We start from the raw sequence: 24,313 nt of genomic DNA on the forward strand, positions 1-24,313 counted from the left end.
CGCTTGACACGCCGCCCGCACTCGCCGTAAAGTGAGCGCACAGATCTAGACAAGAGACTATCTGTAAGATGGTCTCTTGCGCGCATCGATCGCGTTGTCTGTTCAGGCCTCTTACAGAATCATGGGAATGGAGGCCGGCAGTGCAAGCCATCGCGATCAAGATTCGTGGCATTGAAGACATCATATCGTTCCTCGACTCACAGCCCCGCATCGCGGGCAGAGCCGGCCTCATCTGGTGGCTGTCGCTCGGTGGGTTGTTTCTCGACGCATTCTCGAATTCAGCGCTGAGCGCGGGCCTCGGGCCAATGACGCGCGATCTCCATCTGACGGCGGCGCAGGTGGCGCTCATGACGTCGTTCGCATCATGGGTGGCGATTGCATTCAATCCAATCGGCGGTTGGATGGCCGACCGCTGGGGCCGGATCCGCCCCCTAGTCATCGCGAAACTGCTGTCAGTGCTCGGCGCAGTGCTGGTGGTATTCGCGCCGCGCTTTGAAGTGATCCTGCTGGGGCGCTTCTTCGTTGGCATGGCGTATGGCATCGATTTCGCGATCGCCATGGCCATGCTGGCCGAGTTCACGCCAGCACGCTTGAAAAGCCGCCTGAACGCGTGGCAAGGCATGTGGTACACGGCGGTATGCACGAACTTGTTGTTGGCGTTGCTGTTCCACTCATGGAACGTTGGGGATTCGATCTGGCGCTACTCGGTTGCGGCCACTGCCGTATTTGGCGTCGCCATTTTGCTCATGCAGTTTGCATTCCTGATTGAGAGCCCGATCTGGCTCGCTCGCAGGGACAGACTGGATGACGCGGCCCGCGCGATGGCGCAAATCTATGGTCGACCATTCGTCGCTGCGCCGCTGCATGAGCGCGTGCCGCTGGTTAACCCGGCAACGCGCGGGCTGGCCAACGTGCTGTTGATCTTTCGCGGTGTGTACCTGCCGCGCACGGTCCTGGCGGCCACCGTGCAGATCGGACAATCGATCGAGTACTTCGCCATCGGCTGGTATTTGCCGCTGATCAGCGCGGCGCTGTTCGGCAAGGATTTCGTGTACGCGACGCTCGGTGCACTGGTGTTCAACGTATTTGGTATCGCGGGTGGCTTCACTTCGCCGCTGATCGCGCGCCGACTGGGCTTGCGGCATGCATCAGCCATGGGATTTGCAGCGGTCTTCGCGATGTTGCTGATACTAGGCCTGTTCCATGCCCAGATGCCGCTATGGGCATGCGTGGTTATTCCATCGTTGTTCATTCTGCTTCATTCCGGCGGGCCGGGAGCGAATGGCAAGAGTCTGTCGTCACTGTCGTTCCGCGGCGAACTGCGCGCCAGTGCCAACGGCGTTGTCGGCGCGCTCGGCTCGATCGGTGCGGCGCTGGGACTGCTCGTCTTCCCGCTGTTCCTGGAACGATACGGCCTGGAGCAGACCTTCCTGATCCTGGCCGTCGTGCCATTTGTCGCCAGTGTGATCTGCTTGACGATTCGCTGGGACCCCACGCGCACAACGATCACTCCGGATAACGAGCCGGACGCACCCCAGTTCAAGAATGCCCCGTCGTCCAAGCCGGCGTTGACGAACCCCGCCATCGAGAAGACCCAACCATGACCGCGCATCGAAACGCCATCCTTGCGATCGACGAAGGCACGTCTGGCACACGGGCCGCGCTAGTCGACGCCAGTGGACACGTATCCTGCCTCGAATATCTGCCGCTACACGTGGACAGTCCGCAACCAGGGGTCGTCGAGCAAGATGCGAATGCGATCCTGGACAAGACCATCGCGGTCTGCTACGCGACGCTGGCAAGGGCTGCACAGCAAAAGGTGCGGGTCGTCGCGGTGGCCATCGCCACCCAGCGGGCAACGGCCGTACTATGGGACACGCACACGGGACGGGCACTGGTCCCTGCGATGGTCTGGCAGGATACGCGTCATGCGGCCGATCTCGAGCGCCTGGCCGCCACCTGGGACCGCAGGTTGGTGGCAGGCGTAGGCCGACCCGCCGGCGTGCGCTCGCCGTATCTATGGGCGGCCCATCAACTACGCACGGTGCCGGCAGTCGCCGACGCGTTCCGCGCCCGCCGCCTCGCGTTCGGCACGATCGACACTTGGCTGCTATGGCACCTATCCACCGAGCGTACATGCGTGACCACGCCGACCAATGCGACTTCGGCGAGTGCCTATTTGCTGGGCGAGCATCGGTATTTCGACGCCTGGATCGATGCGCTGGGCTTTCCGCGTGAGCTGTTGCCGGCGTTGCGCGAGGACGCGGACACGTTCGGCCGCACCCGGCCCGAGTTACTCGGGATCGACGTGCCGATCCTGGCCTGCGCGGGCGACCAGCTTGCCGGCGCGATCGGACTCGGGTGCCTCGACCGTGGGCAATCGATGTGCGTACACGGCACGGGCAGCTTCGTCGACCTGCTGACGGGCCCGGCCTTACCGTGCACCACGCTCATGGATGAGCACCAGCACCAGCACCAGCACCAGCACCAGCACCAGCACCAGCACCAGCACCAGCACCAGCACCAGCACCCACCATCATACGGCGCAACGCTGGCCATAACAGCACGCCGCCATGGCGGCGTTTCACACTATTCGCTCGAAACCTTCGTCGCCACGACGGGCTGCGCACTGAATTGGGTTTGCGACACGTTGCGCTGGTTCGACCATCCGGCGCAGATCAGCGCCCTGGCCCGCACCGTGTCGTCGGCGCGCGACGTGCTGTTCGTCCCCGCATTGACCGGGTTGCGCGTGCCGCAAATGGAACCCTGCGCCCGCGCATCGCTATCCGGGATATCGATTGCGACCACGCGGGAAGAGGTCGCGTTCGCCCTCCTCGAGGGCATTGGCCATTCGGTGACATCATGCATGGAGGCGAACCAAGCGGTGGCACGTATCGACGTGCATGAGCTGGTGGTCGGCGGCGGCCTATCGGGCAGCGACGTGCTGCTGCAGATCCAGGCGGATCTGAGCGGCCTGCCGGTGCGGCGTATCCGCGAGAGCGACCGCGCGAGCCTGCGCGGTGCGGCGTTCCTGGCCGGCGCCTCGGGCCTGTTGTGGGACTCGCTGGATGCGGCACGCGCCACGCTGGTCACCGACGCGGTGTTCGAGCCGTCGCCCGACACCGGCTTGCGACAACAACGGCGCGCGAGATGGCACGCGCGCATCCAATCTGAACTTGCCCATGCGGCCGATTTCGATCACGGTTGAGTACGGAGATTCACCAGTATGATTTTCTTACCATCCAGACGGCCCAGGCAGGATCGGGCTGCGATGACGGCCACGTCGCCACTGCGCGTAGTGCGTGAGGAACAGCTCGCGCGCCTGGGCGGCGACACATTCGACATGTTGATCGTCGGCGGCGGCGTCACCGGCGCCTATGCGGCACTGGACGCGAGCCTGCGCGGCTACCGCGTCGCTTTGGTCGAGAAAAGTGACTTCGCGTCCGGGACGTCGTCCAAATCCTCGAAGATGGTTCATGGCGGCCTGCGCTACATCGAGCAGGGCAATCTCAGCCTGGTGCGCCACTCGCTGCTGGAGCGGCAGCGCCTGCGCCGCAATGCGCGCCACCTAGTGCAACGGCTGCCGTTCCTGTTCCCAGTGATGGAGCGCGACGGCGTATTCGACAAGCGCCTGGCGAAGGCCTTCGAGAGCCTGTTGTGGACGTATGACCTCGCCGGCGGCTGGCGCGAAGGCATCCTGCACCAGAAACTGACCAAGGCTGAAGTGCTGTCGCACTGCCCAACGTTCAACGAAGCGTACTTAACCGGCGGCTTCATGTATTTCGATGCGCGCGTGGACGATGCGCGGTTGACGCTGACGCTGGCGCGCACCGCGGCGTTCCACGGCGCGGCGCTGGCCAATCATGCGCGCGTGGCCGAGGTTACCCGTAATGCGCAAGGACGCGTCGATGGTGCAATCGTGCATGCCGACGGCCGCGAGATCCGCGTGCGCGCCGGCGTGGTAATCATGGCAACCGGCGTCTGGCTGCGCGACTGGGACGGGCGCCGCAAGGGGGATGCACCAGCGCTCCAGGTACGACCGGCCAAGGGCGTGCATGTGGCGATTCCGTGGTTGAAGATTCGCAACGACTGCACCGTCACGATCCCGGTGCCGGGCCGCAACCGGCGTGCGACGATCACCCGCTGGGGCAACGTCTCGTACCTGGGTACCACCGACGAAGACTACGACGGCAACCTGGACAACGTGTACTGCACACGGCAAGAACTTGATTTCCTGCTGGAAGGCGCCCGCTCGGCTTTGAAGACGGACCTGCAGCCGCACGACGTAGTGGGCAGCATCGCCGGCTGCCGGCCGCTGGTCGGCCCCCCCGGCGGCAAGACGATCGAGATGCGCCGCAACCATGAGATCCACATCGCGCCCGACGGCCTGGTGACGATTGTCGGCGGCAAGCTGACGACCTCCCGGCACATGGCGGAGCAGACCATCGACGCGGCGCAGACAGTCATCGGCAAACGCGCGCCATGCCGCACGAAATCGGCCTACCTGCTGGGCGCGGCCGGCTACGACCCGCAGGCGATCGTCGCCTCGGGCGGACTGGCCGCGCATCTGGGCGAGCGCTACGGCACCGAGGCACGTTTTGTCAGCGACCTGATCGATGCACGCCCGTCACTGCTCGCCCCGATCGTCGAGGGCTTGCCGTACAGCGAAGCGGAAGTGGTCTACGCTGCGCGCCATGAGTTGGCGCGCAGCGTAGACGACGTGCTGTCGCGGCGCACGCGCGCACGATTGATGGCGCGCGATGCGTCAGCCCGCGCCGCACCGCGCGTGGGTCAGATTCTAAAGGCGGAGCTCGGCTTGTCCGACGCGCTCGTCGCCAGCCAGGTGCGCGACTACGTCGCGGCCGTCCAATACGAGAAATCGGTCCTCATCGGAGATAACGGATGATCAGCAAGGAAGCCATTCAGCGCGGCTACAACCGCGGCAATTATGTCGTCGGCGCTCACACGCCGCCACCGTACTCGCTGAACCTGCCCAGTGTGCCGTACGACGCGCCGGCCGGCAGCATGCAACGCGCACCGGTGCAGGTCTCGGAGCGGCAATGCGACGCGCTGCGGGAAATCGCCGACGAGGTGATCACACAGCCGGCACAAGTGGTCGCGTGGACCCGTGACTGGTGGGCTGCCTCGATGGTCACGGAAACCGCCGGCCGGCCGGCCACGCCGCACGCCGTTGTCGTGCGCGTGTCCAGCGTCGCGCAGGTCCAGGCGGTAATGCGCATTGCGCATGCGGCGTCGATCCCAGTGACGGCGTCGGCCGGGCGCAGCAACGTCACCGGCGCGGCGCTGCCGGTGCGTGGCGGCATCGTGCTGGACTTATGCGGCCTAAACCGGCTACTCAGCGTAGATCAAGAAAGCCAGCTCGTCGAGGTGGAGGCGGGTATGTTCGGCGACGTGTTCGAGGCGTCGCTGCAGCGCGAGCACAAGTTGACGACGGGACACTGGCCGTCGTCGTTTGGTATCAGCACCGTGGGGGGGTGGATCGCCTGCCGAGGCGCCGGACAGCTGTCCACGCGCTACGGCAAGATCGAGGACATGGTATACGGCATGGACGTCGTGCTGGCCGACGGCTCGCTGATCAGCGTCGGCGGCTATCCGCGCGCAGCGGTCGGGCCGGACCTGCAGCAGCTGTTCATCGGCAGCGAAGGCACGCTGGGCATCATCGTGCGCGCACGATTGAAGCTGCACCGCCTACCGGACTACGGTCGGGCGATTGCCTATGGCTTCGACTCGTTCGCCGCCGGCCTGCACGCATGCCGCGAAATCATGCAGCGCGGCGCCCAACCAGCGGCGCTGCGTCTGTACGATGCGCTCGAAAGCGGCGTGCAGTTCGGCCTGCCAGACACGAATGTGCTGCTGATCGCCGACGAGGGCACGCGCGAGATTGTGGATGCGGGGATTGCGGTCTGCGAGCAGGTGTGCAAGCCGCAAGGGCAGCCGCTGGCCGGGGAAGCGATCTTTGAGAAGTGGCTCGACACGCGGTACCTGACCGGCAAAAGCGCGGAGGGCTTCAAACGCAGCCCGGGGTTCGTCGCCGACACGCTGGAGATGGCGGGGCGCTGGCGCGATCTGGCCGCGATCTATCGCGATGTGGTCGATGCGCTGCAATCGGTGCCGGGTACGTTGGCGGGCTCCGCGCATCAGTCGCATGCCTATGTGGACGGCGCATGCCTGTACTTCTCGTTGCGCGGCGAAGTGGCCATCGAGCAGCGCGCCGCGTGGTACCGCCGTGCGTGGGACGCGGCCAATGCCGTGCTGATCCAATACAATGCGACGCTGAGCCACCACCATGGTGTAGGTCTACTGCGCGCGCCCTACATGCGCGACTCGCTGGGCAGCGCGTTCCCCGTGCTACAAGCGCTCAAGCGTACGCTGGATCCGAAGAACATTCTCAACCCTGGTAAGCTCGGCCTGGATGACGACATCGTCCCGCCGGCAAGCTGATATTTCGATATGGACAAGTCCCTCGGAGCGCGTCTGGCCCGACATCCTGTGATTGCAACGCTGTATGGCACCGAGCAGCTTGACAGCTTCATCGGCAGCGCGGCCGAGGTCGGCATCGTGGCCAACGTCGAGCTGCGCAAGCTGCAGGCGGTCGTGGTCACGCTGACGCGGGCCGGCAAGTCCGTGATCGTCAATATCGACAGCTGCGATGGGCTGTCGCAGGACAAGGGCGGCGTCGAATATCTCGTCGATATTGGCGTCACCAGCTTAGTGTCCACGCGCGTGGCGACGGTGCAACGCGCCAACCGCGCCGGTCTGATGACAATGCAGAAGGTTTTCGTGACGGACCGCTCGACGTGGCCGCGCAGCATCAAGGCGATCGAGCAGAGCGATCCCAATTTGGTGCAGCTGATGCCGGCGCCGATGCTGCCGCACCTGCGTGAGCAAAACCGTGCGGCGCTGCCACCGATCGTCGCGTCGGGCTTCGTCTGCAATGAGCACGATGTGCGCCAGGCGCAGGCGCACGGCGCGGTGGCGGTGTCCACCAGCGACAGTCAATTGTGGAACCTGGATCGCCGCGCGGAACGCGCGACGAACCGTGGAAGAGGGAATCAACAGTGAAGCCGCCCTACTTGCAGGTCATTGCCCACTATTTCGCCAAGCCCGGGCAGAGTGAGCGCGTGCTAACGCTGCTCGACGCGCTCGCGCGCGCCACGCGCGATGAGCCGAAGAACCTGGACTACCAGTTCTTCCGCTCGCCGCACGATCCTGACCATTTTGTGATCCTCGAGCAGTATACCGATGCAACGGGGCTGGACGAGCATCGGCAAACGCCGCATTTTCAGCAGATCGGTTACGGTCAGATCATTCCGATGCTTGAACGCCGCGATGTCAGAAGCCACATGGTTCACGGAGCAAGCCAATGACCCCCTTGCTCTTTCAGACCGTGCCGACCGTGATCGTGGAGTTCGGCGCGGCACGCCGGCTCGGGGCATTGCTGCGCGAGCACTTCGGCACACTGAGCCGACTGTGCGTGGTCACCGACGCGTTCCTGCATCGCAGCGGACTGCTCGGGCCCGCGCTGGCGGACCTCACCGCGCAGGGCTGGCATGTCACTGTCATCGATGACGTGGTGGCCGATCCGCCCGAACAGGTGGTGCTCCACGCCGCCGCGCGTGCTTCGGCCGTCGGTGCCGAAATCGTGCTCGGACTCGGCGGCGGCTCGTCAATGGACGTGGCCAAACTGATCGCCATCCTGGTGGCCGGGCAGCAACCGCTGGCCGAGATGTACGGCGTAGGCAACGTACGCGGCACGCGCGTGCCACTGGTGCAAATGCCGACCACCGCGGGCACCGGCTCGGAAGTCACCGCGGTGTCGATCGTCACGCTCGGCAAGGCGCGCAAGATGGGCGTGGTCGCGCCACAGCTGTTCGCTGACGTCGCGATTCTGGACGCGGAACTCACGCTTGGCCTGCCGCGTGCGACGACCGCGGCCACCGGCATCGATGCCATGGTGCATGCGATCGAGGCGTACACGTCGGCACGCCTGAAGAACCCGCTGTCAGACAGACTCGCGCTGCAGGCGCTGGAGCTGTTGTCCCGCCACCTGCTGCCGGCGTGCGACAACGGGCAGGACCGCGCGGCGCGCGAGGCAATGCTACTCGGCGCGATGCTGGCCGGGCAGGCTTTCGCCAATGCACCGGTGGCCGCCGTGCACGCGCTCGCGTATCCGATCGGCGGCCTGTTTCACGTGCCCCACGGCTTGTCCAATGCACTCGTACTGCCCCACGTGCTGCGCTTCAACGCGAACACAGCCGCACAGCAGTATGCGCAGCTTGCGTCGATCGTCGCGCCCGACGCACGCGGCAGCGACGAAGCCAGGACCGCGGTATGGATTGCACGGATCGACGCGCTGATTGCCGCCACCGGGATCCCGAGGACGCTGCGCGAAGTCGGCGTCGGCCGGCACGATCTGCCGAGAATGGCCGCTGATGCGATGCTGCAGACCCGTCTGCTCGTGAACAATCCGCGTGAAGTCCGCGAAGCCGACGCCCTCGCCATCTACGAGCAGGCTTGGTAGGACGCCCACGTTTCGTGGACCTGGCCCACATGTCTTTCTTTGCGACCGTGGGCTCGGCCCGCACGCCTTTCTTTGCGATCTTGCCATAGGCCGACTTGGGCAGCGCGTTCCAGAACACGAATAAGCGCGGACCTGTGTAGCGCGCAGTCGGGCATGCCGAGTACCGCGACCTCATGCACGGCCGGGCTACGCACGCCAATCTCGTTTCATTAACACGCATACGTAGCGCAGCGCCGCCCGCGCAGCATCCGCTTGCGCACCACTCGACGGTCGATGTCACCGAGCTGCACCGGGAGTCGTTTCTGATATCGCCGCGCCAGACAGTGCCGTACCTTTACGATACGATCCTCACACATTACAAACGATGCGGCTTCACGCTGAAGATTCGGCCCGAAAACCGCTATTAGCAGACTATCATCAAGCTGGTCGGCCACGGGATTGGCGGGACGGCAGGGGCGCGCGCCCGGCGCAAAAGGGCTGTCGGAAAAGGCGGTGGACCAGGCCCATCCCCGAGCCGGCATCGAACTTGCGCACGACCATCGACGTCTGTCGAAGAAGGCCGAGGAGAGTCGATACCATGCATCCGACGATGCCCCCTGCCGACACGGCGCCGATATGGCCGTCACTGGCCGATCCGCGCCCGGCACATCATCCCCCAGCATTCGTCCATCCGGGGCCTCCGACATCGCCACGCATCGCTCAAGTGCTGACTCATCACAGCACGCACGAGCTACTCATCACGCTGCCGCCGGGCGCTAACTTCGCAACCGCACTGCACCGGACACTGGATGGCTTCACGCAGCGCAGCGGCTGTGCGCGCATCAGTGGCGGCGGCGTATGCGCGCACGTCGAATATCACGTCATCATTCGTGCCGCGCACGCTGGCCCACCGTACGTGTATGGCCCGCCAATCGTCTGTGACGGCGACGTCACGCTAGTGGATGCGACGATCACGATTGGTCGGTGCGAGGACGGCAGCCGCGTGCTGCATTGCCATGGCGGCATGATCGATGCCCGCGGCAGGCACCACGGCGGCCATTTGGACCTGCAGCGGACCGTGGTCGGCCATGAGCCGATGCGGGTCAGGGTATGCCTGTTCGACGAGTTGGAACTGGTCGTCTCCCATGATCCGGAAACCACCTACGACCTGTTGCAACCGATAAGGACACCGCTCGTATGAAAGACCACGTCATGATCGAATCGGGCCGCCTGGGGCGGCTGGTCGTCGCGCGCGTCAAACCTAACGAGGACCTGATCACGTCGCTGGAACACCTGTGCGACGCGCACGGGGTCGAGCGGGCGCTGGTACGCGGTGCGGTCGGCAGCCTACTCGGCGCGACACTGCTGCTGCCGCAGCGTAGTACGAGCGCGGCCATCACGGTCGAGGGTCCCGGGGTCGAAATCCTGAGCCTGTCCGGCGAAATATCGCGTATGGCCGCAACGGGCTGTGCGTCGTCGATCAGCGGCATGGTCGCGGACCCGAACGGGCGGATGTTCGCGGGACGCTTGCAACGAGGCGGCAACCGCTCGTTTATCACAATCGAGGTGTCGTTGCAGGAGTGGCTGGTCGACTCCATCATCGAAGGTCCCGCCACGCCGTGACGTTACGCTGCCGCATAGCGGGCTGAATGCCGCGCAAGCGCGACGAAGGCGGCCAGGTAGTCGGTATCGGCATCCGCCTCGCGCATACCCACGAAGATCTGCTTGTCGATGCCGTCGCGTCCCAGCCGCACCGGCTCGATCGGCATCTTGTCCGCATATTCCTGCACCAGCCAGCGCGGCAGCGCGGCAACGCCGCGGCCGCTGGCGACCATTTGCACCATGATGTCGGTGGTCTCGATCGTCTTGTGACGCTTCGGCCGCACGCCGGCCGGCACCAGGAATTGCGCATACACGTCGAGCCGGTCGATATCGACCGGATAGGTAATCAGCACTTCGCCGGCCAACTGCGCCGGCTCGACGTGCGTGCCACGTGTCAGTGCATGTCCGCGCTGGACCACCAGCACCTGCTCGTAGTCGAACACCGGCTCGAAGCGAAGGCCCGAGCGGTGCAACGGATCGGGCGTAACCAAGATGTCGATGTCATAGACGAACAACGCGCCAATGCCGCCGAACTGGAACTTCTGCTTCACGTCCACATCGACGTCCGGCCATTGTGCCAGGTACGGCGACACCACCTTAAGCAACCATTGGTAGCAGGGGTGGCATTCCATCCCGATGCGCAGCGTGCCACGCTCACCCTGCGCGTACTGCACCAGACGTGCCTGCGCGTGCTCCAGCTGCGGCAGTACGCGATTGGCGACCGATAACAGGTATTCGCCCGCCTGCGTCAGCCGCAGATTGCGGCCTTCGCGGCGCCAGACCGCCGTGCCCAGCATCTGCTCCATCTTCTTGACCGTGTGGCTCAGCGCCGATTGGGTCAAGCACAACACCTCGGCGGCAGCGGTCAATGAACCCCGCCGGTCAACCTCGCGCACGATCGCCAGGTGGATACGTTCGAGCATATTGAAATATGAAAATAACTAATGGGCCGATGAAATAATGCCACTTTTTTTCATGGATCCCAACCCCTATGATCGACGCACTCTTGACCCACCCTCTATCAAATTATGGCCATCACGCACAATCTGGGCTTTCCGCGCATCGGCGCGAAGCGGGAATTGAAATTCGCCCTCGAGTCTTACTGGAAGGGACAGTCCTCGCTAAATGAACTGAAGGCAGCGGGCGCTCAACTGCGCCAGCAGCACTGGGCCGACCAGGCGAAACTGGACTGGTCGCCGGTAGGTGATTTCGCGTTCTATGACCAGGTGCTCGACATGAGCTTCACGCTCGGCAACCTGCCGGAGCGAGTACGCGAACTGGACGGCGATTCGCTGGACAACTACTTCCGGATCGCGCGCGGGCGTTCGGCCACGGACGGCGCATGCAGCTGCGGCGTGCAGGCCGGCGAGATGACCAAGTGGTTCGATACCAACTATCACTACATCGTGCCGGAATTGAGCGCGTCCACGACCTTTTCGCTCGATGCATCGCGCCTGCTCGGTGAGTTCGAACAGGCACGTCGCCTTGGCGTGAAAGCCAAGCCGGTGATCATCGGGCCGCTGACGTACCTGTGGCTCGGCAAAGCCAAGGACGACTCGGACAAACTTGCGCTATTGCCAAGACTGCTGCCGGTCTATGCGCAATTGCTAGATGAACTCGCCGCGTGCGGTGCCGAGTGGGTGCAGATCGACGAACCGATCCTCGTCACCGAGCTCGATCCGCAGTGGCAGCAAGCGTTCGTGCGCGCCTACGACACGCTGCGCACCGATCGCGTTAAGCTGCTATTGGCTACCTACTTCGGCCAATTGCAGGAGAACCTGCCGCTTGCATGCCGATTGCCAGTGCAAGGCCTACACGTGGACACGCTCAATGCGCGCGATGAAGTCTGCGACGTCATCGCGGAGCTGCCGGCCGAGCGCGTGCTGTCGCTCGGCGTCGTCAACGGCCGCAATATCTGGAAAACCGATCTCGTCGCCACGCTCGACTGGCTCGAGCCGATCCACCGGCAACTCGGCCAGCGGCTCTGGCTCGCGCCGTCGTGCTCACTACTGCACGTGCCGGTGGATCTGGCCAGTGAGCGCGAACTCGACGCCGAGCTACGCTCATGGCTTGCTTTCGCACTGCAAAAACTGGACGAACTCAACGTGCTTGCTACGGCACTGAACAACGGTAGGCAGGCCGTAGAGGCTGACCTGCGGGACAATCAGGCCGCCATCGCGGCGCGCAAGGTATCGGCGCGCGTACATAACCCGGCCGTCAAGGCGGCGCTCGCGCGCATCGACGCCGACATGGAACGCCGCACCAGCCACTACCCGGAGCGCGCGCGCAAACAACACGAGCAGTTGCAACTGCCGCCGTATCCGACCACGACAATTGGCTCGTTTCCACAAACCGAAGACATCCGCCAGGCGCGCAGCCATTTCCGCCGCGGCGAACTGGACGAGGCGAGCTACCGCGCGGCCATGCGCGAGCAAATCGCGCGCAGCGTGCGCGAACAGGAAGCGCTGGGGCTTGACGTGCTCGTGCATGGTGAGGCCGAGCGCAACGACATGGTTGAGTATTTCGGCGAGCAGCTCGAAGGCTATGCGTTCAGCCAATTCGGCTGGGTGCAGTCGTATGGCTCGCGGTGCGTGAAACCGCCGATCATGTTCGGTGACATCCGCCGGCCAAAGCCGATGACGGTCGAATGGATCCAATATGCGCAATCGCTGACTCACAAGCCGATGAAAGGTATGTTGACCGGGCCCGTGACGATCCTGAACTGGTCATTCGTGCGTGACGACCAGCCGCGTGCCGTGTCGTGTCAGCAGCTTGCGCTGGCAATCCGCGAAGAGGTGCTTGATCTGGAGCGCGCGGGCGTGCGCGTGATTCAGATCGACGAAGCGGCCTTGCGCGAAGGCTTGCCGCTGCGCAAGTCGCAATGGCATGAGTACCTGCAGTGGGCGGTCGGCGCGTTCCGCATTGCGGCCAACGGCGTGCGCGACGACACGCAGATCCACACACACATGTGCTATTCGGAGTTCAACGACATCATCGCGTCGATTGCGGATATGGACGCAGACGTCATCACAATCGAAACATCGCGCTCCGACATGGAACTGCTCGATGCGTTCGATCACTTCAACTATCCGAATGAGATTGGACCGGGCGTGTACGACATCCATTCACCGAACATCCCGACGCAGGAGCACATCGTCCAGTTGATGCGCAAGGCGGCCGAGCGCATCCCAGCCGAACGCCTGTGGGTTAATCCGGACTGCGGGTTGAAGACACGCGCATGGACAGAAGTCATCCCGGCGCTGCGCAACATGGTGGCCGCCGCGCATACGTTGCGCGGCACTGCATAGCGCGCGCTCAACGGCCTCGGACCGCGAGGCGCCACAGCGACGTCACCTCGCGGGCCCGCGCCGCATGCAACGGATCCGCGACGTCCGACGCTTTGGGATGACGCGGCCGGATATCGGCGCGGTCGAGCACCTGTAAGCCGGCCGCGTCGATCATCGCGAGGAAAGCTTCGCGCGGGCGCAAGCCAAGATGCTCGGCCAAGTCCGACATGATCAGCCAACCCTCGCCGCCGGGTGTCAAATGCGCCGGCAGGCCGGCGAGGAATCCTCGTAACATGCGGCTGTCCGGATCGAACACGGCATGCTCGATCGATGCGCTCGGGCGCGCCGGTACCCACGGCGGATTGCAGACCACCAGCGGCGCGCGACGTGATAACGGAAAAAGATCTGCCTGCACGACCTCCACTTGCGCGGACAGCCCCAGCCGGGCGACATTCTCACGCGCGCAATCCAGCGCGCGAGAATCAACGTCCGTCGCGATCACGCGCCGCACGCCGCGCCGGGCCAGCAATGCAGCGATCACGCCGGTACCGGTGCCAATGTCGAAAACAAGCGCATCGGCACCCTCTGGCAACGGCGCCTGCGCTATCAGGTCCAGGTATTCGCCGCGTACGGGCGAAAACACGCCATAGTGCGGATGGATCCGGTCACCGCCGAGCGCGTCGATGACCACGCCCTTGCAATACCACTCGAACGCGCCGACTATCCCCAGCAACTCACGCAGCGAAACGACGCTTGCCGCATCGCCGCCGGGCGGCGGGCCGTATGCGTGCGCGCACGCCTCACTCAGGTCCGGGGCACGACGCAGCGGTATCCGGTAATGCCCATCGAGCGGCACCAGCAGCATCGCCAGCGTGCGGGCCCGTTGCGATTGCGCCAGCCGGTGCAGGTTGAACATTTCCTGTGGCGTCGCACCGCCCTTGGCCCGACGACGCTCAACACGCCGCGCGATGGCCTGCAGCAGCTGCCGCGCGTTATTGAAGTCGCCCCGCCACAGGATTGCGGTTCCCTCGCATGCCAGGCGATAAGCGTGATCGGCACTGAGCGTGTCATCGGCCGGTACGACGCGCCGCGGCGGCGGCAGCCCAGCGTGCGAGCGCCAGCGCGCATGGCGGGTCTGGCCGCCTTCAGTCCAGTTCAGCATCGGGCACTCAGGTTCGCTCATCGTGTCACCCGCGACAACAAACCGGTTGGCGCGGCGACTTCAATGCGCCGACGCCGAGGCAGGCCGAAGCTCGCACTGTACGTCCAGCTTGCCGGCAGCGCCGAAATCGAGCGTCAACGGAATCGTCGTGCCGACTTTCAGCGTGCTCTTGGGCTGTTCGAGCATCACGTGATAACCGCCCGGCGCAAACTGCAGCGTACCGTGGGCCGGCACGTCAACCGCATCAACATGGACCATCCGCGACGTACTGCCGTTGCTCTGCGTCTGGTGCATCATGACCATCCCGAAGGCCAGCGCATCGACGCCCAGCAGCGAAACCGGCTTGTCTGCGTTGTTTCTTATCGTGAAATAGGCGGATGACGGCAGGGTCGCCGGCATCGTGCGCACCCAGCAGCCGCTCACCTGCACCCCCGCCAGCCCAGCGGCCTGCGTGGTGGCCTGCGCGGCGGCGGGCACGCCAGCGCCCAGCATGGCAAACAGCGCCACAGTGGCGCCTATCAGAGACTTAACCTGCATTCCTACCTCCGAAATCGAACGGCGAACAATCGAACAGCATCGCAGCATTATGCCAACGTCACGGCCAGATAGACTGCATAGAGCACGCCGTTGAACAGCAGCGCCCAGATCGGCAGGCCGCGACCGCGCGACAGCGCGCGGCACCACGCTGCCGCGACCAGTGTGATCACGATACCAGTCAGCACCTCGATGCGCGGCTCCCATGGCGTGAGCATAATGCCCAGCGCCGGCAGCAGTGTGCCTTGGAACACCATCGCGCCGGTGAGGTTTCCAAATGCGAGCGTGTCCTTGCCGCGACGCACCCACAAGATGCTGTTGGTCTTCTCGGGTAACTCCGTGGCGATCGGGATAATCAGCAGCGACAACAGCAGCGGCGACACGCCCAGCAGCTGGGAGACTCCGTCCACGCCATGGATGAATCCCTTCGCGCCGCCGACCAGCAAAGCCAGCGCGAGACCCAGCTGCAGTACGATCGTCACGAGCCGGGTCGGGACACCAAAGCGCGACAGATGCATGACGTGTGGCGCCTCGGTGCCGTGTCCGCCAGCTACCAACGCTTGCGAGGCGTGCAACGTCGCATACACGTAGCGTAGATACACGCATACGAGCGCGGTGCTCAACCCTGCCCGCACCAGCACATTCGTATGCGGCACGTACATCGCAGCGGCCGATAACGCAAACGCAAACAGGAAATAGTTGAGATCGCGGTTGATGCCGCCGGTCTCCGGCCGTATCCGTCCGCAGAGCCCACGCTGGCGCAATACCGCAACGGTCATTAGACACGTGGACAGCGTCGCAAGCATCAGCGGCGCACCTAGGATCGCGCCCACGCCAATCTCCTCGTTGAGCCGCTCGCCGCGTCCCGACACAATGGCGATCAGCGGAATCGACGTCTCGGGCAGCGCAGTGCCAACCGCCGCGAACAATGAGCCGGTCACGCCCTCGGATAGTTTCATCCGCTCGCCCAGGTGTTCTAGCGCGTTCGTGAACAATTCGGCGGCGATCAGGATCACCGCGAGCATCAGCACGAGTTCGAGCACGAGCCAAGTCATGCGCACGCTCCCGTCGCAACGGGCGGCATGACCCAACGGGCAGGCGGGTAAGGGGAATGGGGATGTTGCACGATATCTCCACGGTCGGACACATGAACCATGACGCGGCGCAACGGTCCGACCGGGACGAGGCGCGGCGTCGATGGTCTGGCCAAACCCGGGTGGGCCGAGCGCGCCACGGCATGAGCCGGAGACTGTTGGCGCGATCTTCCTAGCGTACCGGCATCGGACTCACGCGACGCGGCCACCGGGCCGGCCGCCGCATCGCATCCGCGACCCGGCAACGCAGGAAAGGCTACTCCCCAAAGACTGGCGTATTCTAACCGACACGCAGCGGCTCGCATAGAATGAATGCTGCACAGCACCGCGTACCCGCTAGCCCTTATCCGAGACACTGCTGAACATGGCGCGCATCATTCCCGACGACTGGAAACACCTGGACGCAGCAGGCGCCGCCGCCCGCGAGCGCGAGACGTTGACCACGCTGGCCGAGCAACTGCCGGACGGCTACACGGTCTATCACGGCGTGCATTGGACCCGCGTGAACCAGGGCTTCTCAGTATTCGGCGAAGCGGACTTCGTCGTGGTGGGCCCGTCGGGGCGCCTGATGGTGATCGAGCAGAAGTCGGGATTCCTGCGCGAAACGTCTACGGGCCTAGTTAAGGTCTATCTGCAAAAGGAACGCAATGTCGCAGTCCAGTTGGCCCGCACGATCGAAGGCCTGCATCGACGCTTCACCGCGGCGTTCGGCGCCGGCACCTATTGCATCGAGGCGCTGCTGTATTGCCCGGACTATATCGTGCGCGACCCGGGCATTGCTGGCGTCGCCCCAGAGCGCATCGTCGATGCGACGCGTAAAAACCAACTCGCCGCGGTCATCCAGCGCGCGTTGCCGCCCGACGAGGCCCCCTTCGACTGTGCTGCCAAGCTGCATCATTTTCTGTCCGATCACCTTGCGCTGACGCCGGACGCCAGCGCACTGGTCGGGCAGGCAGACACGCTGGTCACGCGGCTCTCCGGCGGCCTAGCCGAATGGGCGCGGCGCCTGTCGTTCGAGCCGTTCAGGCTGCGCGTGACCGGCACGGCGGGCTCAGGCAAGACGCAATTGGCGATCCAGGTGATGAAGGACGCGCTCGCACAGGGCCGGCGCGCGCTGTACGTATGCTTCAACCGTCCACTGGCGGACCATATCGCGCGCGTCGCGCCGCCGGGCGTGAAGGTCGCGACCTACCACCAGCTGTGCGACTGGGTCGTGCGCGACAGCGGGCAAGAGCCAGACTTTGCCTCACCGGATGTCTTCGGTTGGCTCGACGCACGCTTTGCCGACGTACCCCCCGGTGAGGCGTGGCGCTTTGACGTGTTGATCGTCGACGAGGGACAGGACTTCCGCGCGCACTGGGTCGCCGCGCTGCAACGGCTACTGGCGCCGAGCGGCGCATGGTGGTGGCTGGAAGACCCGATGCAGAATTTGTATATGCGCGAACCAGTCCCGTTGCCAGGTTGGGTCACGTTGAATGCTAGCGTCAACTATCGCAGCCCACGCGAGATCTTCGACTACTTGCGTGAGGTGATCGGCCCGTCGTTCACCGTCGAAAGCGGCAGTCCCTTCGGTGGCTCGGACGTTTCCGTGTCGACCTATGACGGCGACGATCCCCTTGAGCCGACCAAGCGCGCTATCACTCAGGCATTGTCGCTGGGTTTTCGCAAACAGGATATCGCGCTGCTGTCGTTCCGCGGCCGTGAGAAATCACGCTTTGCCGCACTGGAACAGCTCGGGCCGCACCGGCTGCGCAGCTTCACCGGCCGTTACGATCTGTTCGGCAATCCCGAGTACCGCGACGGCGACGTGCTGTACGAATCGATCCACCGCTTCAAGGGCCAAGCCGCGCCCTGTGTCATCCTGACCGAGGTAGATTTTGATGCATTCGACGAGCGGGCCGCCCGCAAGCTTTTTGTCGGGGCAACCCGCGCCACGATGAAGCTGATCGTCGTGATGTCCGCCCGCGCTGCGGCGCGGCTGCCGCGACGCTAAACGCCCGCTTAGCCTTATCTGGCCGAATAATGCTCAAGAACACGCCCGCCCTCCCGACGACGGATGCATATGCCCAACGCCTGGCGTTGTTGGCGCAGCCCGCGCATCGCCCGTTGCTGGCGCAAGGTCTGCGTGGCGTCGAGAAGGAGAGCCTGCGGGTTCAGCACGATGGTACGCTGGCGCCCACGCCGCATCCGGCCGCATTGGGCTCGGCGCTCACGCACGAGCAACTGACGACCGATTATTCCGAAGCGTTGCTCGAGATCATCACGCCGGCCGGGCACGCCGCCGATGTAATGCTGGAGCAGCTCGATACGCTGCATCGCTACGTCTACGAATCGATTGGCGACGAGTTACTGTGGAACGCGTCGATGCCCTGCGTGCTGCCGCCCGAGGAACAAATCCCGATCGCGCAATACGGCACATCGAATATTGGCCGGCTCAAGCACGTTTATCGGCGCGGACTGGCGCTGCGTTATGGCAGGGCGATGCAGTGCATCGCCGGCATTCACTACAATTTTTCGTTGCACGAGGACATTTGGCGCCTGCTGCAACAGCACGAACGGGTCGACGGCTCGCCGCTCCAGTACCAGTCGGATGCCTACCTTGCGCTAATTCGCAATTTCCGCCGCAGCAGTTGGCTGCTGACGTTGCTATTCGGCGCCTCCCCAGCGCTGTCACGCAGCTTTGTACCCGCACGCGCGCATGCGCTGGATACGTTCGATGCCGACACGCTGTTCCTGCCGTACGCGACCAGTCTCCGAATGAGCGACCTGGGCTACCAGAACACATCCGCACAGGCGGCATTGCACGCAAACTACAACAGCCTGGACGGTTATCTACATAACTTAGCAAACGCGGTCAGCCAGCCCTATGCGCCGTATGAGCAGTTTGGCACCCAGCGCGACGGCGAGTGGTTGCAGATCAACACCAACGTACTGCAGATCGAAAACGAGTTCTACTCGACGATCCGCCCGAAGCGCGTCACGCGACCAGGCGAACGGCCGCTGCACGCGCTCGCGTCGCGCGGCGTGCAGTACATTGAGGTGCGCCTGCTGGACATCGATCCGTTCGAGGCCACCGGGATCTCGGCCACCACCGCGCGTTTTGTCGAAGCGTATTTGTTGTTTTGCGCGCTGGACGCAAGCCCCTTGCTCCATGAGGCGGAGTGCACCGAAGCAGGCAACAACTTCGCCCGTGTGGTGACGCAGGGGCGGCGTCCGGGACTTGAATTGTCCCGCGGCGGCCGCCCGGTGCCCTTGCGGGACTGGGCCGTCGAATTGCTCGAGCGGATTGGGCCGGCCGCGGCGTTGCTCGACGCACAGGAGGGCGGCAGCCGATATGGCGACGCACTGGCCGCGCAACGCGCGAAGGTCGAGGACTTCTCGCTGACCCCTTCGGCACGTGTATTGGAAGACATGCGCACGACCGGGCGCTCGTTCACACGCTTCGCGCTCGAGCACAGTGCGCAGCACGCTGCGCAGATGCGTGCCCGGCCGCTGCCGCGCGGGCTGCATGCCCATTATGCGGCCCTGGCAGCGCGCTCGCTGCAGCAACAAGCCGAGATCGAGCGCACCGAAGTCGGCCACTTCGATCAGTTCGTCGCAGCTTACCGCGCGTATACGCTGAACCGGATCAGCGTCTGATGCCCACCGCCGCGCGCGGCGACAGCTTCGGCGTCGGCCAGTCGTACAGCGGCCGATAAGCGATCGGCGTGGTGAACGCATTACGCATCGATGGGTTCCGCGCCGAGCGTTGCAGCGCGGACCGCGCCATCGCGCCGTTCCGCGTCGAGCAACGCCGCCTTGCGCTGCAGCCCCCACCGGTAGCCGGCCAACGCACCGCTTTTCTGAACCACGCGATGACAAGGAATGACCAATGCCACCGGATTCGCGGCACATGCGGCGGCGACCGCCCGCACCGCGTTCGGCACGCCAAGTTCAGCCGCGACCTCGGTATAGCTGCGCGTCTGTCCGTACGGAATCCGGCGCAGCGCGTCCCAGACGCGGCGCTGGAACGCAGTCGCCACCCCATCGAACGGCAAGTTCGTCGGATCGGCACGGCCGTCCAGGTAGGCGTCGATACGCTCGACGTAGTGCGCGAGGCGTTCAGGATCGCAGACCCGCTTCGCGTTGCGAAACTCGTCGTGCAATGCGTGTAACAGTGAGGCTTCGTCGTCACCGAACGCCACTTTGCACAGGCCGCGCCCGGTGGCCGCGATTAGTACCGGACCCAGCCGACTCGAGGCGATCGCATAGGCGATCGTCATGCCGGCGCCATGTTTGCGGTACGCCGACGGGGTCATGCCCAGATGCCCTCGTGCGGCATTGCGCAGCGGCGACGCAGATTCGAAGCCGGCGTCCAACGCCGCATCGGTCACGCTGCTGGCCGAACGCAGCGTTTCGCGCAGCCGCTCAGCGCGCAAATTCGCGTGATATTGGCGCGGCGAGATACCCATCATGCGACTGAAGACACGCTGTAAATGATAGGGACTCGTGTGGACCGCGTCGCCGAGCTGCGCCAGCGTGACGCGCTCATCGATCCGTTCGGCTAGCACCGAACAGGCCCGCGCGACCAATTCGACCTCGCGGGGAACACGTAGCGGCTGGCAGCGCTTGCACGCGCGGAAACCCGCCGCCATGGCCGCGTCGGCGGACGCGAAGAAGCGCACGTTTTCGCGCCGCGGCGGACGTGACTTGCACGACGGCCGACAGAACACGCCGGTCGTGCGGACCGCAAAGAAGAAATACCCATCGGCGCACGGGTCGTGCGCGCGTACCGCGTTCCAACGCGCATCATCGCTCGCGTAATCGCCCGGCGCGCCGCTGGATGGACTGGCTGTATCGTGCGTCATGACGATCGAATGATACGTCTTCGGCAGGGACGCGGGGGCGACCGCACGCGGTGAACCGGCCCGGTGTGCCGGATAAACTGGCATGGTGGCTCGATCACTCATAATGGACCTGACCTTTACTATGGATAGCGTGTGATTCACTTTATCGATGTCGCCGTACCCGGGCGCCACGTATCTTGCGCTGTCATTCGGCAGGACAAAGCGCTGGTTCGACACTATTAGGAACGGATCATCCGCCGATCGATAGAATGCTTACTCTAAAATTTCCACGCAAAGATGTTGCATTGCAGCACCCGAATCAGTATAGTGAGAACCGTCTCCTCCATGTCTCCTCCTGATATGGATTCAGCCCGCTTGATGAGCGGGTTTTTTTTATGTCGCTGTCACGCGCAGGACGCGAATCCGTCGTTCCAAGCCCTTCTCCGTCATGATGACGGCCTTGCCCAACATGGCGCTGTCCACGAACGAATCCAACGACCGCTTGCCGCCGTGCCAACCGCTGTCCGCGTCCCTGTCCAATACACCGATCAGTGCTGCTCGGTGGCATCGCCGTGTACTCGCGCTGGCGATACCGATCATTCTGGCAAACCTAACCCAGCCGATCCTTGGCGCGGTGGACACGGCCGTCGCGGGCCACCTATCGGACCCAGCGTATCTGGGGGCGGTCGCCGCTGCAGGCCTGTTCTTCAATTTCGTTTTCTGGGGCTTCGGCTTCCTTCGCATGGGCACCACCGGGCTCACGGCGCAGGCATTCGGCGCACGCGACACCGTCGCGTTGCGCGCGACGCTGCTGCGCGCATTGGCACTGGCGACCATAATTGGCCTAGTCGTGCTCGCGTCGCGCACGCCATTGATCAGTGCCGCGTTGCGCCTCATCGGCGGCAGCAACGCACTGCAGCAGTATGCGAGCGACTATTGCCACGCACGGATCTGGGCCGCCCCACTGGCACTGTGCAACTACGTGATACTGGGTTTCCTGCTGGGCTGCCAGCGTGTGCGCGTCGCGTTGTTCATTCAACTGTTGATCAATGCCGTCAATGTGGCGGCGGTACTGCTGTACGTCTATGTCTTCAACTGGAGCATCACCGGTATCGGTGCGGCTACCGCGACGGCCGACGCGTGCGGCTTCGCGCTGGGCGCGTGGCTGCTGTGGCGACAGCGGCCACGCGCGCTGCCGCCATTGCGCTGGGCCACGCTTGTGGATACCGGCGCGCTGCGGCGATTGGTTGCGCTCAATCGCGACCTCTTCGTGCGTACGCTGTGCCTGCTGACATGTTTCGGCTGGTTCGCGCACGCCGGCGCGGCACAGGGCGACCTGGTGCTGGCAGCCAACGCACTGTTGCTGAACTTCCAGACCTTCATGGCCTATGCGCTCGACGGATTCGCCCATGCCGCCGAGGCGCTGGTTGGGGCCGCCATCGGTGCGCGCCAACGCGATGCCTTCCGTCAGGCTGTGCGGACCACGATGGTGTGGGGCGGGCTCGGCGCACTGGTTTTTTCGCTGGTCTACGCGAGCGGCGGCACATGGATCATCGGCTGCCTGACCGATCAGCATGCGGTCCGCGATACGGCCGTGCGCTTTCTGCCGTGGGCCGTGGCGCTGCCGGTGATCTCCGTCTGGGGCTTTCTATTCGATGGCGTGTTCATTGGCGCGACGCGCACGCGGGACCTTATGTGGGCCATGGCAATATCGTTCGCCGTGTTCATACTGGGGACGGTGACGCTGCCCGGCCCGTTCGGCAACGATGGGCTATGGGCGTCACTGCTGCTGTTCATGGCGGCGCGCGGTATCACGCTGGCGTGCGTGTTGCCGCGCATCGACGCGCAGTTGGGCAGGATATCACCAAAGTGGTGCCACAGCCCGCTCGACAGGCCGATAGCATGAGACCGCGGCGGCCGCACGGTCGGCACTGCAGTGTCGAACGAATAGCGTTGTACGGCAGCTTGGCCACTTATGCGAAAAATCCTAGGGCTATGCGCAATCAAACGATCCAGTGCGCCACGGCGCACGGTGCGTCGGCGATAATCGGGTCACGCTCGACGCGCATCGCACAACAACGGAGGACACTTTCATGGGTAACGCTGTATCGATCGCGCTGATTGTCGGCGGTATCGTGCTGCTGTATTTCGGCGGCACATCACTGCACTCATTCAGCAATGACGTGTCACGCCTGTTCACCGGCACGCCGACCGAACGCACCATCACGCTGCTCGCCGCCGGCGCGGTGGCATTGGTTGCCGGTATCGTCGGGCTCGCGCTCAGCTCGCGGCGCTAAAGTACGCAGGACTGGCGCGTGAGCACGCGGTGGTGCACCCGGTCCGGATGCCACGCGTGCTCACCGCCCGTCAGCGCTCACAGCGGCACTTCCGGCTTGGCCGCCGAGCGCGTGCCCGGCACCGGTGCATTACTGACGCCATGGTAGGTGAAGACCAGCGAGAACTTGACGTCGTCAGTCAGGTTCTTGCCCGCCGAATGCAATGTGTTGCAGTGAAAGAACACTACGTCGCCCGGATTTAGCACCGGGGAAACCGCCGTGCTGATCAACGCTGCATTCTCGGGCACGTCCGCGCGAAAGAACTTCGCCTCGTCAAAACGCTCCGGGGCAAAATCTACCGCGTGTGATCCTGGCACGAACCACAGCGCGCCGTTTTCCACGGTCTCCGTACCGAGCGCGAGCCACACCGATACCAGATCCTCACGCTCGAATGCCCAATACCGGACGTCGCGGTGCCAGCCCGTCAGACTGCCGTATGTTGGGTGCTTGGTCATCATGCAATTATGATGCGCGCGCGAAAGCGACACGTGCTCGCCAAAATACAATTCCATCCAGTTGCGGATTGCCGTTGACGTGGCCCACTGTCGATACAATGCATCGCGCGCGTAGGCGTCCAGCAAACGGCGTACCGTATTGCCGCCGGGCGCGGCGTGCGATTGCGGTGCGCCGGGATAGCGCAGATCCGCCTCAAATTCCACCGGTCCCTGCGGCTGCGTAAGCTCGGCTCGCGCCGCCTGCTTGATCGCTTCGCAACGCTCGGCCGGCAACAATCCGGGCACGACGACAAAACCGTGCTGCCTCAGCAACTCGACCTGCCCTCTCTTTGAGAAATGCTCCGCCATCGCATATCCGGTTCAATGACTTCGATTCCAACGATTTTACGTGCAGTACGCGTGGCACGCTTCCAACCTGTGTTTTTACCCTTGAACCCACACGCGGCGGCGTAGTCCGTGCCACTGTTGGGTAAGCTATTTCGGGTGTAAGCTGAGT

At 64.2% G+C, this 24,313-nt stretch carries 20 protein-coding genes; 14 read left to right on the top strand and 6 right to left on the bottom strand.

The window, feature by feature from the left end:
* The first annotated feature begins 140 nt into the window (after positions 1-140).
* From RA167_RS00245 to RA167_RS00285, 9 genes are all read left to right on the top strand, one after another.
* On the top strand, positions 141-1,604 hold the full coding sequence (locus RA167_RS00245; RefSeq protein ID WP_076785817.1) for an MFS transporter: 1,464 nt from the start codon (positions 141-143) through the stop codon (positions 1,602-1,604).
* Positions 1,601-3,208: an FGGY family carbohydrate kinase gene (locus RA167_RS00250; protein ID WP_076785818.1), complete on the top strand. Its 1,608-nt coding sequence runs from the start codon at positions 1,601-1,603 to the stop codon at positions 3,206-3,208. Before RA167_RS00245 ends, RA167_RS00250 begins: the two co-directional genes overlap by 4 nt.
* Positions 3,209-3,226: 18 nt before the next feature.
* Positions 3,227-4,906 (top strand): glycerol-3-phosphate dehydrogenase/oxidase, encoded by a 1,680-nt coding sequence (locus RA167_RS00255; RefSeq protein ID WP_076785819.1) that lies wholly within the window; start codon positions 3,227-3,229, stop codon positions 4,904-4,906.
* The gene (locus RA167_RS00260) at positions 4,903-6,462 is read left to right on the top strand and encodes an FAD-binding oxidoreductase (protein WP_076785820.1); all 1,560 of its coding nucleotides are present in this window, start codon (positions 4,903-4,905) and stop codon (positions 6,460-6,462) included. The genes RA167_RS00255 and RA167_RS00260 overlap by 4 nt, the downstream gene beginning before the upstream one ends.
* A gap of 9 nt (positions 6,463-6,471) precedes the next feature.
* A complete protein-coding gene (locus tag RA167_RS00265; RefSeq protein WP_076785821.1) occupies positions 6,472-7,083 on the top strand; it encodes a glycerol-3-phosphate responsive antiterminator in 612 nt (203 codons plus the stop codon).
* Positions 7,080-7,388 (top strand): putative quinol monooxygenase, encoded by a 309-nt coding sequence (locus tag RA167_RS00270; RefSeq protein WP_076785822.1) that lies wholly within the window; start codon positions 7,080-7,082, stop codon positions 7,386-7,388. Before RA167_RS00265 ends, RA167_RS00270 begins: the two co-directional genes overlap by 4 nt.
* The gene (locus RA167_RS00275; protein ID WP_076785823.1) at positions 7,385-8,542 is read left to right on the top strand and encodes an iron-containing alcohol dehydrogenase; all 1,158 of its coding nucleotides are present in this window, start codon (positions 7,385-7,387) and stop codon (positions 8,540-8,542) included. Before RA167_RS00270 ends, RA167_RS00275 begins: the two co-directional genes overlap by 4 nt.
* 577 nt (positions 8,543-9,119) lie before the next feature.
* On the top strand, positions 9,120-9,722 hold the full coding sequence (locus RA167_RS00280) for a hypothetical protein (protein WP_076785825.1): 603 nt from the start codon (positions 9,120-9,122) through the stop codon (positions 9,720-9,722).
* On the top strand, positions 9,719-10,144 hold the full coding sequence (locus RA167_RS00285) for a PPC domain-containing DNA-binding protein (protein WP_076785826.1): 426 nt from the start codon (positions 9,719-9,721) through the stop codon (positions 10,142-10,144). Before RA167_RS00280 ends, RA167_RS00285 begins: the two co-directional genes overlap by 4 nt.
* A gap of 2 nt (positions 10,145-10,146) precedes the next feature.
* Here the strand turns inward: RA167_RS00285 and RA167_RS00290 are convergent, their stop codons facing one another.
* Positions 10,147-11,046: a LysR family transcriptional regulator gene (locus tag RA167_RS00290; protein WP_076785827.1), complete on the bottom strand. Its 900-nt coding sequence runs from the start codon at positions 11,044-11,046 to the stop codon at positions 10,147-10,149.
* 105 nt (positions 11,047-11,151) lie between these two features.
* Between RA167_RS00290 and metE the strand changes: the two genes are divergently transcribed.
* Positions 11,152-13,431: a 5-methyltetrahydropteroyltriglutamate--homocysteine S-methyltransferase gene (gene metE, locus RA167_RS00295; protein ID WP_076785828.1), complete on the top strand. Its 2,280-nt coding sequence runs from the start codon at positions 11,152-11,154 to the stop codon at positions 13,429-13,431.
* A 7-nt stretch (positions 13,432-13,438) separates the two neighbouring features.
* On the opposite strand, the gene RA167_RS00300 is transcribed toward metE, so the two are convergent.
* From RA167_RS00300 to RA167_RS00310, 3 genes are read right to left on the bottom strand one after another with little or no spacing between them, the layout of a single operon-like run.
* Positions 13,439-14,593, bottom strand: coding sequence for a methyltransferase (locus RA167_RS00300; protein ID WP_076785829.1), 1,155 nt, complete (start codon positions 14,591-14,593; stop codon positions 13,439-13,441).
* 39 nt (positions 14,594-14,632) lie between these two features.
* A complete protein-coding gene (locus RA167_RS00305; RefSeq protein WP_237574189.1) occupies positions 14,633-15,109 on the bottom strand; it encodes a copper chaperone PCu(A)C in 477 nt (158 codons plus the stop codon).
* A gap of 47 nt (positions 15,110-15,156) precedes the next feature.
* Positions 15,157-16,161: a sodium:calcium antiporter gene (locus RA167_RS00310; RefSeq protein ID WP_076785830.1), complete on the bottom strand. Its 1,005-nt coding sequence runs from the start codon at positions 16,159-16,161 to the stop codon at positions 15,157-15,159.
* A 403-nt stretch (positions 16,162-16,564) separates the two neighbouring features.
* Between RA167_RS00310 and RA167_RS00315 the strand changes: the two genes are divergently transcribed.
* Positions 16,565-18,193, top strand: coding sequence for an ATP-binding domain-containing protein (locus tag RA167_RS00315; protein WP_076785831.1), 1,629 nt, complete (start codon positions 16,565-16,567; stop codon positions 18,191-18,193).
* A gap of 29 nt (positions 18,194-18,222) precedes the next feature.
* Positions 18,223-19,839, top strand: coding sequence for a glutamate--cysteine ligase (gshA, locus tag RA167_RS00320; protein WP_076785832.1), 1,617 nt, complete (start codon positions 18,223-18,225; stop codon positions 19,837-19,839).
* Positions 19,840-19,919: 80 nt separating this feature from the next.
* On the opposite strand, the gene ada is transcribed toward gshA, so the two are convergent.
* The gene (ada, locus tag RA167_RS00325; RefSeq protein WP_076787529.1) at positions 19,920-21,047 is read right to left on the bottom strand and encodes a bifunctional DNA-binding transcriptional regulator/O6-methylguanine-DNA methyltransferase Ada; all 1,128 of its coding nucleotides are present in this window, start codon (positions 21,045-21,047) and stop codon (positions 19,920-19,922) included.
* Positions 21,048-21,495: 448 nt separating this feature from the next.
* Between ada and RA167_RS00330 the strand changes: the two genes are divergently transcribed.
* Both RA167_RS00330 and RA167_RS00335 read left to right on the top strand, forming a co-directional pair.
* Entirely contained in the window at positions 21,496-22,932 is a 1,437-nt protein-coding gene (locus tag RA167_RS00330; RefSeq protein WP_370642879.1) for an MATE family efflux transporter, read from the top strand.
* 187 nt (positions 22,933-23,119) lie between these two features.
* A complete protein-coding gene (locus tag RA167_RS00335) occupies positions 23,120-23,323 on the top strand; it encodes a DUF3185 family protein (RefSeq protein WP_041753951.1) in 204 nt (67 codons plus the stop codon).
* A 77-nt stretch (positions 23,324-23,400) separates the two neighbouring features.
* Here the strand turns inward: RA167_RS00335 and RA167_RS00340 are convergent, their stop codons facing one another.
* The gene (locus tag RA167_RS00340; RefSeq protein WP_076785833.1) at positions 23,401-24,165 is read right to left on the bottom strand and encodes a phytanoyl-CoA dioxygenase family protein; all 765 of its coding nucleotides are present in this window, start codon (positions 24,163-24,165) and stop codon (positions 23,401-23,403) included.
* Positions 24,166-24,313 lie beyond the last annotated feature (148 nt).

This window comes from Mycetohabitans endofungorum, assembly GCF_037477895.1.
Classification (GTDB): Bacteria; Pseudomonadota; Gammaproteobacteria; order Burkholderiales; family Burkholderiaceae; genus Mycetohabitans.

What these genes read in the sequence shown, in the direction of transcription:
- RA167_RS00250 (WP_076785818.1), top strand. Translation starts at nt 1,601, where the DNA reads ATGACCGCGCATCGAAACGCCATCCTTGCGATCGACGAAGGCACGTCT.
- RA167_RS00255 (WP_076785819.1), top strand. Translation starts at nt 3,227, where the DNA reads ATGATTTTCTTACCATCCAGACGGCCCAGGCAGGATCGGGCTGCGATG.
- RA167_RS00260 (WP_076785820.1), top strand. Translation starts at nt 4,903, where the DNA reads ATGATCAGCAAGGAAGCCATTCAGCGCGGCTACAACCGCGGCAATTAT.
- RA167_RS00265 (WP_076785821.1), top strand. Translation starts at nt 6,472, where the DNA reads ATGGACAAGTCCCTCGGAGCGCGTCTGGCCCGACATCCTGTGATTGCA.
- RA167_RS00275 (WP_076785823.1), top strand. Translation starts at nt 7,385, where the DNA reads ATGACCCCCTTGCTCTTTCAGACCGTGCCGACCGTGATCGTGGAGTTC.
- RA167_RS00280 (WP_076785825.1), top strand. Translation starts at nt 9,120, where the DNA reads ATGCATCCGACGATGCCCCCTGCCGACACGGCGCCGATATGGCCGTCA.
- RA167_RS00285 (WP_076785826.1), top strand. Translation starts at nt 9,719, where the DNA reads ATGAAAGACCACGTCATGATCGAATCGGGCCGCCTGGGGCGGCTGGTC.
- RA167_RS00290 (WP_076785827.1), bottom strand. Translation starts at nt 11,046, where the DNA reads ATGCTCGAACGTATCCACCTGGCGATCGTGCGCGAGGTTGACCGGCGG.
- metE (WP_076785828.1), top strand. Translation starts at nt 11,152, where the DNA reads ATGGCCATCACGCACAATCTGGGCTTTCCGCGCATCGGCGCGAAGCGG.
- RA167_RS00300 (WP_076785829.1), bottom strand. Translation starts at nt 14,593, where the DNA reads ATGAGCGAACCTGAGTGCCCGATGCTGAACTGGACTGAAGGCGGCCAG.
- RA167_RS00305 (WP_237574189.1), bottom strand. Translation starts at nt 15,109, where the DNA reads ATGCAGGTTAAGTCTCTGATAGGCGCCACTGTGGCGCTGTTTGCCATG.
- RA167_RS00310 (WP_076785830.1), bottom strand. Translation starts at nt 16,161, where the DNA reads ATGACTTGGCTCGTGCTCGAACTCGTGCTGATGCTCGCGGTGATCCTG.
- RA167_RS00315 (WP_076785831.1), top strand. Translation starts at nt 16,565, where the DNA reads ATGGCGCGCATCATTCCCGACGACTGGAAACACCTGGACGCAGCAGGC.
- gshA (WP_076785832.1), top strand. Translation starts at nt 18,223, where the DNA reads ATGCTCAAGAACACGCCCGCCCTCCCGACGACGGATGCATATGCCCAA.
- ada (WP_076787529.1), bottom strand. Translation starts at nt 21,047, where the DNA reads ATGACGCACGATACAGCCAGTCCATCCAGCGGCGCGCCGGGCGATTAC.
- RA167_RS00330 (WP_370642879.1), top strand. Translation starts at nt 21,496, where the DNA reads ATGGCGCTGTCCACGAACGAATCCAACGACCGCTTGCCGCCGTGCCAA.
- RA167_RS00335 (WP_041753951.1), top strand. Translation starts at nt 23,120, where the DNA reads ATGGGTAACGCTGTATCGATCGCGCTGATTGTCGGCGGTATCGTGCTG.
- RA167_RS00340 (WP_076785833.1), bottom strand. Translation starts at nt 24,165, where the DNA reads ATGGCGGAGCATTTCTCAAAGAGAGGGCAGGTCGAGTTGCTGAGGCAG.